This window comes from Pseudomonas sp. SMN11, from assembly GCF_052041945.1.
GTDB lineage: Bacteria > Pseudomonadota > Gammaproteobacteria > Pseudomonadales > Pseudomonadaceae > Aquipseudomonas.
In genome coordinates, this window is record NZ_JBKGGW010000013.1 from 1 (window position 1) to 14,900 (window position 14,900).

The 14,900-nt window shown below is 63.4% G+C and carries 14 protein-coding genes; 10 read left to right on the top strand and 4 right to left on the bottom strand.

Annotated elements, in window-relative coordinates:
• The 9 genes from ACLEJU_RS13480 to ACLEJU_RS13520 form a co-directional block, all read left to right on the top strand.
• A partial coding sequence (locus ACLEJU_RS13480; protein WP_440776683.1) for an enolase C-terminal domain-like protein occupies window positions 1-213 on the top strand: 213 nt, incomplete at its 5' end.
• 151 nt (window positions 214-364) lie between these two features.
• Complete coding sequence (gene catC, locus ACLEJU_RS13485; protein ID WP_435424581.1) at window positions 365-655, top strand: muconolactone Delta-isomerase; 291 nt, start codon at window positions 365-367, stop codon at window positions 653-655.
• 38 nt (window positions 656-693) lie between these two features.
• Window positions 694-1,608, top strand: a complete 915-nt coding sequence (gene catA, locus ACLEJU_RS13490; protein ID WP_435424554.1) for a catechol 1,2-dioxygenase — start codon at window positions 694-696, stop codon at window positions 1,606-1,608.
• Between the two features lie 159 nt (window positions 1,609-1,767).
• Entirely contained in the window at window positions 1,768-2,967 is a 1,200-nt protein-coding gene (locus ACLEJU_RS13495) for a benzoate/H(+) symporter BenE family transporter (protein WP_435424555.1), read from the top strand.
• A 54-nt stretch (window positions 2,968-3,021) separates the two neighbouring features.
• Window positions 3,022-4,272, top strand: a complete 1,251-nt coding sequence (locus tag ACLEJU_RS13500; protein WP_435424556.1) for an OprD family porin — start codon at window positions 3,022-3,024, stop codon at window positions 4,270-4,272.
• 93 nt (window positions 4,273-4,365) lie between these two features.
• Window positions 4,366-5,445, top strand: coding sequence for a metal-dependent hydrolase (locus tag ACLEJU_RS13505; protein WP_435424557.1), 1,080 nt, complete (start codon window positions 4,366-4,368; stop codon window positions 5,443-5,445).
• A 3-nt stretch (window positions 5,446-5,448) separates the two neighbouring features.
• Window positions 5,449-6,156 carry a TraX family protein gene (locus ACLEJU_RS13510; RefSeq protein ID WP_435424558.1) on the top strand — a complete coding sequence of 236 codons (708 nt, stop codon included), beginning with the start codon at window positions 5,449-5,451 and terminating at the stop codon, window positions 6,154-6,156.
• Between the two features lie 30 nt (window positions 6,157-6,186).
• Complete coding sequence (locus ACLEJU_RS13515) at window positions 6,187-7,098, top strand: LysR substrate-binding domain-containing protein (RefSeq protein WP_435424559.1); 912 nt, start codon at window positions 6,187-6,189, stop codon at window positions 7,096-7,098.
• Between the two features lie 99 nt (window positions 7,099-7,197).
• Window positions 7,198-8,178, top strand: a complete 981-nt coding sequence (locus tag ACLEJU_RS13520; protein ID WP_435424560.1) for an LLM class flavin-dependent oxidoreductase — start codon at window positions 7,198-7,200, stop codon at window positions 8,176-8,178.
• A 59-nt stretch (window positions 8,179-8,237) separates the two neighbouring features.
• Here ACLEJU_RS13520 and ACLEJU_RS13525 read toward each other — a convergent pair whose 3' ends face one another.
• Window positions 8,238-9,335, bottom strand: coding sequence for an alkene reductase (locus ACLEJU_RS13525; RefSeq protein WP_435424561.1), 1,098 nt, complete (start codon window positions 9,333-9,335; stop codon window positions 8,238-8,240).
• A gap of 201 nt (window positions 9,336-9,536) precedes the next feature.
• Entirely contained in the window at window positions 9,537-10,547 is a 1,011-nt protein-coding gene (locus tag ACLEJU_RS13530; RefSeq protein ID WP_435424562.1) for an aldo/keto reductase, read from the bottom strand.
• A gap of 212 nt (window positions 10,548-10,759) precedes the next feature.
• Here ACLEJU_RS13530 and ACLEJU_RS13535 point away from each other — a divergent pair, with 212 nt between their 5' ends.
• Entirely contained in the window at window positions 10,760-11,695 is a 936-nt protein-coding gene (locus ACLEJU_RS13535; protein WP_435424563.1) for an RHS repeat-associated core domain-containing protein, read from the top strand.
• 98 nt (window positions 11,696-11,793) lie between these two features.
• Here ACLEJU_RS13535 and ACLEJU_RS13540 read toward each other — a convergent pair whose 3' ends face one another.
• Both ACLEJU_RS13540 and ACLEJU_RS13545 read right to left on the bottom strand, forming a co-directional pair.
• On the bottom strand, window positions 11,794-13,323 hold the full coding sequence (locus tag ACLEJU_RS13540) for an FAD-dependent oxidoreductase (protein WP_435424564.1): 1,530 nt from the start codon (window positions 13,321-13,323) through the stop codon (window positions 11,794-11,796).
• 136 nt (window positions 13,324-13,459) lie between these two features.
• Complete coding sequence (locus ACLEJU_RS13545; protein WP_435424565.1) at window positions 13,460-14,788, bottom strand: MFS transporter; 1,329 nt, start codon at window positions 14,786-14,788, stop codon at window positions 13,460-13,462.
• Window positions 14,789-14,900 lie beyond the last annotated feature (112 nt).

Genomic DNA, 14,900 nt, shown 5'->3' on the forward strand with positions numbered 1-14,900 from the left:
GAAGGCTCGATCGGCACCTTGGCCTCGGCCCATGCCTTCCTCACCCTGCGCCAGCTGACCTGGGGCACCGAACTGTTCGGGCCGCTGCTGCTGACCGAAGAGATCGTCAACGAGCCACCGCAGTACCACGACTTCCAGCTGCATGTGCCACGTACGCCAGGCCTGGGCCTGACCCTGGACGAACAACGCCTGGCGCGTTTCGCCCGCGCTTGAAAGAACACACAACCCCCCTGTGGGAGCGGGCTTGCCCGCGAACACCGGCAGAGCCGGTGCCATCCACCGCGTTGTCTGCTTCGCGGGCAAGCCCGCTCCCACAGGGGATCGTGCCCGCCTTTGAACACTTTGCAAGACAGGAGAAAACAACATGCTGTTCCACGTGAAGATGACCGTGAAACTGCCGGTCGACATGGACCCGGCCAAGGCCGCGCAACTGAAGGCCGACGAGAAGGAGCTGGCCCAGCGTCTGCAGCGCGAGGGCACCTGGCGCCACCTGTGGCGCATCGCCGGGCACTACGCCAACTACAGCGTGTTCGACGTGCAAAGCGTCGAGGCGCTGCACGACACGCTGATGCAGTTGCCGCTGTTTCCGTACATGGACATTGAGGTCGACGGCCTGTGCCGCCACCCATCGTCGATCCACAGTGACGACCGCTGATTCAACCCTTTGCACAAGAACAAGATGAGGTATCCATCATGACCGTGAAGATTTCCCAAACTGCCGATATCCAGGCCTTTTTCGAAGAAGCCGCCGGCTTTGGCAATGACGAAGGCAGCCCGCGCCTGAAGCGCATCATCCAGCGCGTGCTGCAGGACACCGCACGCCTGATCGAGGACCTGGAAATCACCGAGGACGAGTTCTGGCACGCCGTCGACTACCTCAACCGCCTGGGCGGTCGCGGTGAGGCCGGGCTACTGGTGGCAGGCCTGGGCATCGAGCACTTCCTCGACCTGCTGCAGGATGCCAAGGATGCCGAAGTCGGCTTGACCGGCGGCACGCCACGCACCATCGAAGGCCCGCTGTACGTGGCCGGCGCGCCGCTGGCCCAGGGTGAAGTGCGCATGGACGACGGCAGCGAGGAGGGTGTGGCGACCGTCATGCTGCTCGAGGGCCAGGTGCTCGACCCGCAAGGCCAGCCACTGGCCGGAGCGATCGTTGACCTGTGGCATGCCAATACCCGTGGCACCTACTCGTTCTTCGACCAGAGCCAGTCCGAGTACAACCTGCGCCGCCGTATCGTCACCGATGCCGAAGGCCGTTATCGCGCCCGCTCCATCGTGCCGTCCGGTTATGGCTGTGATCCACAGGGCCCGACCCAGGAATGCCTGGACCTGCTCGGCCGCCACGGCCAGCGCCCGGCGCATGTGCACTTCTTCATTTCGGCAGCGGGGCACCGCCACCTGACCACCCAGATCAACCTGGCCGGGGACGAGTATCTGTGGGATGACTTTGCCTACGCCACCCGTGACGGGCTGGTGGGCGAGGTGGTGTTCCATGAAGGGGCAGAAGGGCGCCATGCCGAGTTGAAGTTCGATTTCCAGTTGCAGAAGGCGCACGGGACCGAGGACGAACAGCGCAGCGGGCGACCGCGAGCGTTGCAAGAGGCCTGAAACACCGCGCTGGCTTCTTCGCGGGCACGCCCGCTCCCACAGGTACGGCGCAGACCTTGAGACTTGTGGTGAATCTGTGAGAGCGGGCTTGCCCGCGAAGAAGCCAACACAGAACAAGAGCCAGCCAACAAGGCCGGCCGAAGCCTTGTGAGACGTCTCATGAAAACCCTGATCAAGGACTGGTCCCTGTCAGCCCTGGTCGCCGGCTGCATCGCGACCCTGATTTCCTACGCCGGCCCGCTGGTGATCATCTTCCATGCCGCCGAAGCCGCCGGTCTGTCCCACGGCATGCTGTCGTCCTGGGTCTGGGCCGTGTCCATGGGCAGCGCCGTGCTCGGTGCGGTACTCAGCCTGCATTACCGGGTGCCGGTGGTGATCGCTTGGTCGATCCCGGGTTCGGCGCTGCTGGTCACCGCCTTGCCTCAACTTGGCCTGGAACAGGCCGTAGGTGCGTATCTGGTCGCCAACCTGGTCCTGCTGCTGATCGGCATCAGCGGGGCCTTCGACCGCATCATCGCGCACCTGCCTGGCTCCATCGCGGCGGGCATGCAGGCCGGCATCCTGTTCAGCTTCGGCACCGAAGTGTTCCGGGCACTGCCGGTGCAGCCGCTGCTGGTGCTGGCGATGTTCGCGACCTACGTGCTGATGCGCAGGCTGCAACCGCGGTATGCCGTGGCGGCAGTGCTTGGTGTCGGCGCTCTGGTGACCGTGGCCAGCGGTGCCTTTCGCAGCGAGGCGCTGGTGCTGGAACTGGCCTCGCCACAGTGGATCGCCCCGCAGTTCAGCCTGGCGGCAACCTTCAGCCTGGCGTTGCCCATGGTGCTGGTCGCACTGACCGGGCAGTTCATGCCGGGCATGGCGGTATTGCGCAACGCAGGCTACGCCACGCCGGCCAGTCCGCTGATCAGTGCCAGCGCACTGGCCGGCGCGCTGCTCGCACCGTTCGGTTGCCATGGCCTGAACCTCGCAGCCGTCACCGCCAGCCTGTGCACCGGGCATGAAGCCCATGAGAACCCGCGTCGGCGTTACATCGCGGCGCTCGCCGGCAGTGCGCTGTACCTGCTGCTGGGGGTTGCCGGGGCGACGCTGATGTCGCTGTTCGCCGCGTTCCCGGCCGCGTTGATCGCCGCGCTGGCCGGGCTTGCCCTGTACGGCGCCATCAGCGAGGCCCTGGCGCGCAGCCTGGCCGAACCCAGCGAACGCGATGCCGGGTTGTTCAGCTTCCTGGTCACCGCCTCGGGGGTGTCCTTCCTGGGCCTGTCGGCAGCGTTCTGGGGGCTGCTGTTCGGCCTGCTGGCCCATGGGCTGCTGCGCCTGCGCCGCCCGCAACCCCGCGAGGTGCTGCGCCGCATCCCCTGAAAACCCGTGTTCCCCGCGCTTTATCCATAACAACAAGATCAAGAGAGCTTCGGAATGAACCACACCCCTTGCGTCGCCATCGGGCTGACCTTGCTCAGCCCTTCCTTGCTCGCTGCCGAAGGCGGCTTCTTAGAGGATGCCAAAGCCAGTCTCAGCGCCCGCAACTACTACTTCAGCCGTGATTTTTCCGACATCGTCGGCGTCAACCAGCAGTCCAAGGCCGAGGAGTGGGCCCAGGGCTTCATCCTCGACTTCAAGTCCGGCTACACGCCGGGCCCGGTCGGCTTCGGCGTCGATGCCCTGGGCCTGCTCGGCATCAAGCTCGACAGCAGCCCGGACCGGGTCAACTCCGGCCTGCTGCCGGTGCATGGCGATGGTCGCGCCGCCGACGAGTACAGCCGCATCGCGCCCACCTTCAAGGCCCGGCTGTCGAAGACCGAGCTGCGCGTGGGCGAATTGCAGCCCAACCTGCCGGTGCTGACGTTCAGTGATATCCGCCTGCTGCCGCCGACCTATCAGGGCACCAGCATCAGCTCGGCAGAAATCGACGGGCTGACCGTGCAGGCCGGGCACCTGACCAGCACCCACCTGCGCAATGAGGGCGGCGACGGCAAGATGAACGCCATGCTTGGCCATGTGCCCCAGCGCCAGGCCGAAAGCGATGCCTTCAACTATATGGGCGGTGACTACGCGTTCAACGCCAACCAAAGCAGCGTCAGCCTCTGGTATGGGCAGCTTGAAGACATCTACCACCAGGGTTTCCTGGGCTTGAAGCACAGCAAGCCGATGGGGGACTGGGTGCTGAGCGCCAACCTTGGCTATTTCACCGCCCACGAGGATGGTGATGCGCTGCTGGGCAAGATCGACAACCAGGCGTTCTTCTCCATGTTCACTGCCCGGCTCGGCGGCCACAGCTTCGGTGCCGGCTACCAGGGCATCTATGGCGACAGCCCGTTCCCACGGGTGTTTGCCAACATCTCCCCGTTGGGCAACGAAGTGCCGACCTATGAGTTCGCCTACACCGACGAGCGTTCGTACCAGGTGCGGTATGACTACAACTTTGCGGCGATGGGCGTGCCAGGGCTGACGGCGACAGTGCGCTATATCACCGGCAACAACGTCGACACCGGCCAGGGTTATGAAGGCAAGGACCGCGAGCGTGACCTGGATATTGGTTATGCCGTGCAGAGCGGCGTGCTCAAGGGGCTGGGTATCAGGGTTCGCAATGCCATGGCGCGGTCCAACTATCGCAGTGACATCGATGAAAACCGGCTGACGCTGGTGTACACCTGGCAGCTGTTCTGAGGCATCGTCAGCCATTTGTTGTCACACAGCAGCGATTGCGTCACCTGGGTGTGGAGGGTTAGGTTTCCTCATTGCCACTGAGGAAGCCTGACCTTGGATTCCATCACTCAAGCCGTGCTTGGCGCAGCGCTGCAAGGCACGGTTCTCGGCCGCGTCCAGGGCCGTCGCTCGCTCATCTACGGCGCCGCGTTGGGCACCGTGCCGGACCTCGACGTGGTTATCCGCTATGCCGACCCGGTGTCGCAGATGACCTATCACCGCGGCTTTTCCCATTCGCTCTTCGTTCTCACCGGGCTCGCCTTGCTGCTGGCCTGGCTGGTCAACTGGCTCGCCCGAACGCGCTGGCCCCACAAGGGCTACACCTTTTCCCGTCTGTTCCTGGCGTTCTGGCTGGTGCTGGTCACCCACCCGATCCTCGATGCGTTCACGGTCTACGGCACTCAGCTGTTCTGGCCGCTGCCATTCACCCCGCTGAGCTGGGCCGCGGTGTTCATCATCGATCCGGTCTATACCGTGCCACTGTTGGCTGCGGTGATCTACACGGCATTCAAGGGCCTGCAAAGCAGGGCAATACGCTTGTTGGGCCTGGCACTGCTGTTCAGCACGGCCTACCTGGGCTTCGGCCTGGCCGGGCGCATGGCCGCCGAACAGCGCTTGCAGACCGCGCTCGATGCACAGGGCATTATCGTCAGTGAAGTGCGCGCAGTGCCGATGGCCTTCAACAGCCTGGTCTGGCGGGTGCTGGCGAAAACTCCGGATGGCTATTACTACGAAGGCATCAGCAGCGCGTTCGACCGCGAACCACCGGAAATGCAGCGTCTGTCGCTGAACCTGGAGGCGGCGAAGGCGCTGAGCGGTTCTGCGTTACTCCAGCGTTTGCGCTGGTTCACCGACGATTGGCTGCGCTATGACGAGGCCGGTGACGCGTTGGTGGTCACCGACCTGCGCATGGGCATCCCGGGCAACTACACCTTCCGCTTCAACATGGCCCACCGTGACGGTCAGGGCCACTGGATCGTCGACCGACCAAGCCTGTGGCAGGGCAGCGGCGCGATGTTCAACCCTGACGACCTGGCGCTGATCTGGCGGCGCATCCTCGACCAGCAACCGCCGTTGCCATTGGCAGCCTGGACCAGCAGATACCTGGGGCAGGCCAGCGAGCCTGGGCACTAAGGCGTGCGCTCGGCGGGGCTGGACCTGGTCAAGTGGGTGGCGATCGTGACCATGATTGGCGACCATGTGCGGTTCATCTGGCCTGCGGCACAAGGCTTGTTCATCGTTGGCCGGTTCGCATTTCCCTTGTTCTGCCTGGCCATGGCGGTCAACGTGGCGCGTGCTGGCAATATCAACCTGCGCTACCTCGGTTGGTTGCTGGCGTTCGCCGTATTGTCCGAAGCGCCTTATCGCTGGCTGGACCCTGACTCGCAGACCTTCAGCATCATTCCCACGCTGACCCTGGGGCTGCTGGTTGCATGGAGTGTGCATCATCAGCAGGTTTGGGTACGGCTGGGCGGGCTTGCTGCCATTCTGCTCGCCGCACTCTACAGCGAGCGCCTGATGTACGGCCTGCCTGGTGTGATGCTACCTGCCGGCTGGCTAGTGGCGCGTCGGCAGGGCGGACTGGCCTGGCTGCTGCCTTGCCTGCTGGCCGTGGCGGGAAACCTGACCAACAGCTGGCTGCGTGGACACCTCGGCGCTCCGGTGACCTTGATCACCATGGCCGCTGCGGCGCTGGCGATTCCCGTTGGCTGCCTGCTGCTGCGGGCCGAGCATTGGCCGGTGCCAGCGGTGCGGCGCTGGGGCTATCTGTTCTACCCTGTGCATCTGTTGCTCATCAAAGTCCTGGTATTAGCCCTTGCAATGGCGCAAATCGCACCCATCTAAGCGGGTCTTTCGTATCCGCAGGAGCCCGCCATGGAACCCAACCGCTTCGGCGATATCGCCGCCTTCGTGAGTGCCGTGAAGGCTGGCAGCTTCACCGCAGCGGCAGCCAGCCTTGGCCTGACCCGCTCGGCGGTGGGCAAGAGCATCGCCCGGCTGGAAGCGCGCATGGCCGTGCGCCTGCTAAACCGCACCACACGCAAGCTGAGCCTGACCGACGAGGGCCAGGTGGCCTTCGAGCGCTGGCGGCAGATTCTCGATGACCTGGACGAGGTCGAGAGCACCATGGCCCTGCGCCGGGGCAAGCCTACTGGCACCCTGCGCCTGACCGCGCCGCTATCGTTTGGCCAGCGCCATGTGCTGCCGATCCTGGATGCCTACCTCAAGCAGTGGCCGGAGCTGCGCGCCGATATTCGCTTCACCGACCGTTATGTCGATCTGGTCGAGGAGGGCGTCGACGTCGCCGTACGCATTGGCGCGCCGAAAGAAGATTCGCAGCTGTTGACCCGCACGGTCGCCTGGCAGCAGTTCGTCACCTGCGCCTCGCCCGAGTACCTGCACCAGCACGGCGTGCCACAGGTGCCGGCGGACCTCTACGGGCATGACAAGATCGCCTTCCTCAGTGGCGAGAAGTCGATGCCGTGGCGCTTTCACACCGACGAAGGGCTGCACCTGTGTGAGGAACCCGGGCGGCTGAACATCGACAGTTCCGAGGCGATGCTCGATGGCGCCCGGGCCGGTTTCGGCCTGATTCACCTGCCGACCTATATCACTGGCGATGACCTGCGGGCCGGTACGCTGGTGGAGGTGCTGCATGACTATCGCCCACCGGCCGACCCGATCCGCGTGGTCTACCCGAGCAAGCGGCACCTGTCGCCACGGGTACGCGGGTTCATCGACCTACTGGTGGCGACCTGGGAGCAAGGAGTGCCCTGGGAAGACTGATTGGGGACTGCCAGGCCCGTATCTGGTGCCTGAGTTCGGGTTTATCCCTGGCGCAGCAGCACAGACACTGGCGTCACTGATAATCCCTCTGGAGACCCCATGACTGCCTTGTCCGTACTGGATCTGGTCATGATCGGCGAAGGCAAGAACTTCGCCGACGCGATCGAAGAATCCCGCCAGCTGGCTCGCCACGTCCAGCAACATGACTACCGCCGCTACTGGATCGCCGAGCACCACGACATGCCCGGCATCGGTTCGGCTGCCACTTCGCTGGTGATCAACGAGATCGCCAATGCCACCCAGCACATTCGCGTCGGTGCTGGCGGCATCATGCTGCCCAACCATGCACCGCTGGTGGTCGCCGAGCAGTTCGGCACCCTCGACACGTTGCATCCGGGCCGTATCGACCTGGGCCTGGGGCGTGCGCCCGGTACCTCGGGGCCCACCGTACGCGCCTTGCGCGGTGCTGCGCCGGAGCGCGACTTCAGCCAGGACATCGCCGAACTCCGCGACTACCTGGCCGACAACGGCAAGCGCCAGGTCCGCGGTGTACCGGGCGCACACGATGTGCCGGTGTGGATCCTCGGCTCCAGCCTGTTCGGTGCCGACCTAGCCGCGAAGCTGGGGCTGCCGTATGCCTTTGCCTCGCATTTCGCACCGCGTTACCTGCTGCAGGCGATCGCCCATTACCGGGCCAACTTCCAGCCTTCCGCGCAATTGGCCAAGCCGTATGTGATGGTGGGTGTGAACCTGTTCGCCGCCGACAGCGATGCCGAAGCCGATTACCAGGCCAGCTCGCATCGCAAATGGATGCTGGACCTGCATGTCGGGCGCTTCGGCTTGCTGCCCAAGCCGCAGGAAGGGTATGTGCAGAGTCTGCCGGGGCATGAACGCGCGGTATTGGAGCAAGTGATGGCGTGCACCATTGCGGGTGGGCCGGATCGGGTGCGGGAAGGGCTGCGCTCGTTGATCGAGCAGACCGGGGCGGATGAGTTGATGATCGACTGTCGGATCCATGATCCGTTGGCCAGATTGCGCTCGCATGCTTATGCGGCGCGGGCATTGGCCGAATTGCGTTAAACCTCACTGGCCTCTTCGCAGGCAACAAAAAAGGGAGCCATCGGGCTCCCTTTTCAGTATCAGGCCTGCTTGAGGAACGGATAGTCCGTATACCCCTCAGGCCCATTGGCATAGTCGAACTGCGCCCGGTGTTCGTTCAACGGCGCTTGCAACCGCAGCCGCTCCACCAGGTCCGGGTTGGCAATGTAGCTGCGGCCGAAAGCCACGGCATCAATCAGGCCACGGCCGATCAAGTCCTCGCCTTTCTCGGCGGTATAGGCGCCTGCAGCGATGATCACACCTGGATACGCGGCACGAATCTGTTCGCGGAACTCATCGCGCAGCGGCTTGCCGCCGGCCCAGTCCGGCTCGGAGAGGTGCAGGTAGGCGAGGTTGCGCTTGGCCAGTTCCTTGATCAGGTACAAGCCGGCGGCTTCCTGGTCCTCGCCGTTGTCCACGCCATTGAAACCACCCAGCGGGAACACGCGGATGCCAATGCGCTCGGCGCTCCAATTGGCGATCGCAGCGTCCACGGCTTCCAGAACGATACGCGCACGGTTCTCTACGCTACCGCCGTAACGGTCTTCGCGCTGGTTCGCGCTCGGGGTAAGGAACTGGTGCAGCAGGTAGCCATGGGCGGCGTGCAGCTCGATGAAATCGAAACCGGCTTCATGGGCGTTGACGGCGGCCTGGCCGAAGTCAGCAACGATGGCGGCAATCTCGTCTTCGCTCAGGGCACGAGGCGTGGAGGTCTCCACCCGCATCAGGTTGCCCTGTTCGTCACGCAGGGTGGTGCGGGCGTTGGCCGGCAGGGCCGATGGTGCGACCGGTGCTTCGCCGTCGGGCTGCAGCGAAGTATGCGAAACCCGGCCGGTGTGCCAGACCTGCACGGCACTGTGACCGCCGTCGGCGTGGATGCCTTGGTTGATGACCTTCCAGGCGGCGATTTGCTCGGCGCTGTGGATGCCTGGTGAACCGGAGTAACCCTTGGCCTGGAAGGAGATTTGCGTGGCTTCGGTGATGATAAGCCCGGCGCTGGCGCGCTGGCGGTAATACTCGGCCATCATCGGCGTCGGCACGTCACCAGGCTCCAGGCTGCGCAGGCGGGTGAGCGGGGCCATGAACACGCGGTTGGGCAGGGTCAGGGGGCCGATCTGCACGGGTTGCAAGAGTTTCATTGTTGCTCCAGAGGTAGGAAAACCAATGGCGCGAACAATACCTGGATGATTGGGGAAAGGGGGGACCGGGACCCCGGCGTAGAGCTCCCCAGTGTCTTTTTGCCTGTACCGGCCCCTTGGCGGCTGAAGCCGCTCCAACAAGGATTCGCAGTCCCTTGCAGGAGCGGCTTCAGCCGCGAAAGGGCCGGTTCAAGAGAATGATCAACGACGAGCCAACCGCCCACTGACAAAATGCGCCACATCATTGAACCCCGGCGTCGACGCATGCCCCGGCGTCACCAGCGAATCGATGAATGCCTCATCTTCCGCCGTGATCTTCACCTCCAGCGCCCCGCCATAGGTATCCCATTGTGCCTCGGTGCGCGGCCCGACGATGGCCGAGCTGACCAGCTGGCTGTTGAGCACCCAGGCAATCGCGAACTCGACCAGGCCTACGCCCTTGGCCTGGGCATAATCCTGCAGTTGCCGGGCAATGGTCAGCGATTCCTGGCGCCATTCCACCTCCATGATGCGCTTGTCCTGGCGTGCCGCGCGGCTGCCGGCCTCGGGCGCTGCCCCCGGCGCATACTTGCCGCTGAGCACGCCACGGGCCAGCGGGCTGAAGGGCACCACGCCCAGGCCGTGATACGCGGCGGCAGTCATCTGCTCCGGCTCGGCCTGGCGGTTGACAATGTTGTACAGCGGCTGGCTCACCACCGGCTTTGCAACACCCAGACGCTCGGCGAGGTTGCAGATCTCGGCGATGCGCCAGCCACGGTAATTGGACACCCCCCAGTAACGGATCTTGCCCTGCTGCAACAGGTCGCCGATGGCGCGCACGGTCTCTTCCAGCGGTACCTTGTGGTCTTCGCGGTGCAGGTAATAGATGTCCAGGTAGTCCAGGTGCATGCGTGTCAGCGTGGCATCGATGCCATTGAAGATGTGCTTGCGCGACAACCCGCTGCGGTTGGGCAGGCCATCGGTGGGGCCCATGCCGACCTTGGCGGCGACGATCCAGTCTTGACGGTGGCGCGCCACCGCTTCGCCGACGATCTCTTCGGAGCGGCCGGCGTTGTAGACGTCGGCGGTGTCGATGAAGTTGATGCCCTGGTCCCAGGCCTTGTCGATGATCCGCAGCGCATCCTCGGTGCCGGTCTGCTCGCCGAACATCATGCTGCCCAGGGTCAGGGCGGAGACTTGCAGGCCGGATTGGCCCAGGGGACGGTAGATCATGCCGAGTATCCTTTGCGGGGAATGATCCGCTTGTTTTACACAGAACCGACGGGGTTTGAAAGGCTGACACGTCGGTGTGGGAGTTGACCCAATCGTTGCGTTCTCTGTATCCACGAAGACCACGGACCCGGCAACAAGTACCTGGTGTTTTTGCCAGTAGCAGTTATGACCGCTGTCGATCACCATCGCAGATGAATCAGCGGAGTAATGCCATGCACAATCGCCAAACAGCGTCACGATGTGAACTTTATTTTTACCAAGGCAGTAACCTGTCAATCGCAATGGGTGTTGCCAACACCCGCTTGCTTTGGGCCGGCGCTATTGCCTGCGGGCAGTTAAGCAATCGCGATGCGGCCACTGCAGTGTTTCAATGCGATCAAGCGAATACCATCATGGGAAGCAGTCGAAAGGCTCGTGCTCAAATGTTTTCTCCCTATGGATTCATGGAACCTCAGAGGTCGACGACGTTGGTAACATTTACGGGGCAGCGGCTGGACAAGCTGACAGGGAATTATCCACTAGGCCATGGGAACCGTGACTACAATCCTCGCACGATGCGACTCAATCAACCCGATGCTTTGTCCCCATTTGGGAAAGGGGGATTGAACAGCTACAGTTATTGCTTTGCGGATCCCATTAATAGGTATGACCCAACTGGCCGTTGGCCGCAATGGATGATGAATATCAAGCGCCGACTATTTGGTGGTTCTGCTCAAGCTCCGCAAGCAGAAATCCAACTGCAAGCCTTAAGGGTTGAAGCACTCGAACTTCCGGATTTTCGGGGCGCGAGGCTGCCCCCTCCGCGTCGTGATAGTAACGATTCAGGTAGAGGGTCAATGGTTGAGTCAGGTCAAGATGTAGCTCCGCTGGCTCAACATAGAGAAGCAGCTCTACCGCATCCCCATATAGCAGCTGGAACATCGCAACAAATTGGCTGGCGTGACGCCGTGCGAATGGTCATCTCATTCTTGCCCACAGTTTCTGTGGAGTGGGTTGTAGGGTTTGCCACCAAACATGTAATGCAAGGCAGCCCGTACGCTGTGCCTGTGACTGGAGTTGCGGCCCTCACAGCGAGTGGGGGGACATTTGTCTATTTGAATAGAAAGTTAGTCAAGAAAATCATTTCCAAAATCAGGCGCCAGCGGTGAGCGCATAATTGCAGGGTTGTCGGTTTTGCCGGGAATTTCATGTGCATGCCTGGCTTGATTGTTCTGTTGGTAATCTCACTTGGGTGCATGGGAAGTCGTCATGCACCCTTGTTTATTAGCTCAAATGCTTCACTCAAGCAAAGGGGGCGTTTCATCCGTTGTGACAGCGTCGCCATGGCATCCGAGTAACCCTTGGCAATCGCTGCCTCGACCTGGTCTCCGACACACTGCAGGGCAATGAAGTCGCCTTTCTCCGGCTCACCGACGAACTCGATGCGGTCCCAATTCCGGGCATGTCCCAGCACCTCGTAGGTGCGGCCGTGCTGGTAGGTCCAGAAGAACGGCACATCGTTGTAGCGGCGTTGCTCACCCAGCATGTTGGCCGCCGCAATCACTCCGTGCTGCTGGGCCAGCCGCCAGTGCTCGATGCGCACCGGCTGCCCTGCGTGGGGGAAGGTGGCGATATCGCCAGCGGCCCACAGCCCATCGGCGGCATGCAGTTCGGCATCGACCGGCAGTGACTGGTCTTTGGTCAATTGCACACCTTGCACGAACGCCGTGGCCGGCTTTACTCCCGTTCCGAGTAACACCAGAGAGGTGCTCAGCTTCTCGCCATTGGCCAATTGCACGGCTTCGACCTTGTCTTCACCCAAAAAGCACTCGACTTCGGTCGGGCCGTGGAACACGACGCCCTTGCGCTGATGCAGCTCGCGAATGCAGCGCCCGATACGCTCGCCCAGCTGTTTGGCCAACGGTACTTCGTGACGCGTGACCACATGCACCTGCGCGCCATATTTGCGTAGTGCAGCCGCGGCTTCGAGGCCAATGAAGCCGTCACCGACGATCACCACCGGCTGCCCAGGTTCGGCGGCATCGAGCAGGCGCGCGGCATCCTCGCGCGAGCGCAGGGTCATGACGCCGGGCAGGTCAACGCCCGGCAGCTGCGGGCGCAACGGTTTGCCGCCGGTGGCCAGCAGGGCAGCGTCGTAGTGGATGTGCTGGCCGTCGGCGAGGGTAATCTGGCGCTTTTTCGCATCCAGCGCACGGACCTTGCCGAAGCGCCGGTCAAGATGGCCCTTGCGCAGTTGATCGGGCTCCAGCAAGGCGGACACCTCGTCGGGCGCCATCTCCCCGGCGATGACGAACTTGCTCAAGGCGGTGCGATCGTAAGCGGGCTGGCGTTCCTGGTCGAGCCAGATCAGGTGCCCGCCGAAGCCGTGGTCGAGCAGCGTGGCCACCGCCGCCGAGCCAGCGGCACCGGCACCGATTACCACGAAGGTGCGGGCATCGCTGTGTCGCGGTGAGTCGTTCTGTGGTAAGGGCTGGTCATCGACCCATACCTCACCCTCCCTGACCCATGCCCTATACCGGCGCAGGCCCGTCAGCGCCGGGGGTTCGCACACCGCGCCTTCATCGACGGCAAACGCGGCCTTGTGCCAGGGGCAGACCAGCAGGCCGCCGCAGATCACGCCTTCTTCCAGCGGCGCGCCTTCGTGGGGGCAGTTGCCCTGGTAGGCATGGACCTGATCGCCTTGGCGGACGAGGATCATGTCTTCATTGCCGGCCTGGACGCGCAAGGGGCGCTTGGGGTCGAGCTGTTCGAGGCGGGCCACGGCGTGCTGGGTCATGGGCTTCTCCAAAGGGGCCTTTGGAACCATTTGACGCCTGGGGCGGGAGGGGGATGCGTTGACCTGACGATCGGTGGGGATATGGGCTTTTTGCCTCTATCACGGCGGTTCGGTACCCCGAACCGCCGCGAACGTCTTAATCGGCCCGTGCAGCACTCAGCGCGCGAGCCCTGGTAACCCGCAGAGCCACCACGCTACCCAGCACGATCAGCGCGGCCAGCGAATATAGCGCAGCATCGGTCGACCCAGTCTGGTCCTTGATGAAACCGACCAGGTACGGGCTGAGGAAGCCAGCCATCTGGCCCACCGAGTTGATGATCGCCAGGCCCGCCACTGCCGCACTGGCGCTGAGCAGCGCGGTCGGCATCGGCCAGAACATCGGCAGACCGGTGAGGGCGCCCATGGTGGCGATCGACAGGCCGAGGATGGCGATGGTCGGGTTGGCAGCGAAGTTGACTGCGATCAGCAGGCCGACGGCGCCCATCAACATCGGCACTACAAGATGCCAGCGGCGTTCGTTGCGCAGGTCTGCCGAGCGGCCGCAAAGGATCATGAACACGCCAGCCAGCAGGTACGGAATGGCGCTCAGCCAGCCGATCAGCAGCGGATTGTCGAAGCCCATGTTCTTGATGATCGACGGCAGCCAGAAGTTGATCGCGTACACGCCGCTCTGGATGCAGAAGTAAACGAAACCGAAGGTCCAGATCAGCGGGTTGGTCAACACGGCCATCACGCTGTCGCCAGTGGTGCTCGGCTTGCTGGCGGCGTCGGCCTCGAGGTCGGCGGCGATCAATTGGCGTTCGGCCAGGCTCAGCCAGGCGGCTTTCTGGTAACCATCGCTGAGCAGCTTGATGGCCAGTACTCCGAGGGCGACGGTTGGCAGGCCCTGGATCAGGAACATCCACTGCCAGCCGGCCAGGCCATGCTGGCCAGCGGCGAAGTGCTGGAGGATCCAGCCGGAGAACGGCCCGCCGAGCAGGCCCGACACCGGGATCGCCGACATGAACAGGGCCATGATGCGGCCACGGCGGTCAGCCGGGAACCAGCGCGAGAGGTACAGTACCACGCCGGGGAAGAAACCTGCCTCGGCCGCGCCGGTCAGCAGGCGCAGGGTGTAGAACTCGGTGGGGGTGGTGACGAACAACAGGCAGGTCGACAGGGTGCCCCAGGCGATCATCATCGCCGCAATCCAGCGCCGCGGGCCGAAGCGGTTGAGCGCCAGGTTGCTCGGCAGGCCGCAGAGCACGTAGCCGATGAAGAAGATGCCGGCGCCGAGGCCGTACACGGTTTCGCTGAACTCCAGTGCATCGAGCATCTGCAGTTTGGCGAAGCCGACGTTGACGCGGTCCAGGTAGTTGAACAGGTAGCAGATGAAAATGAACGGGATCAGCCGCAGGGTAATGCGCCGGTACAGCGCGTTGCGGGTGATATCCGTGCCTTGGTCAGGGGCGGGGCTGTGTGCCATGATCGTGGTCTCTGTTGTTATGGTTGTCGCCGCGTCGCCTGTGCCGGCGCTCGCCCTGACGAGTCTCGGGGACGGCGGCGCGCCTGTCTTTGTGCTTTTGCACAGCGTATCG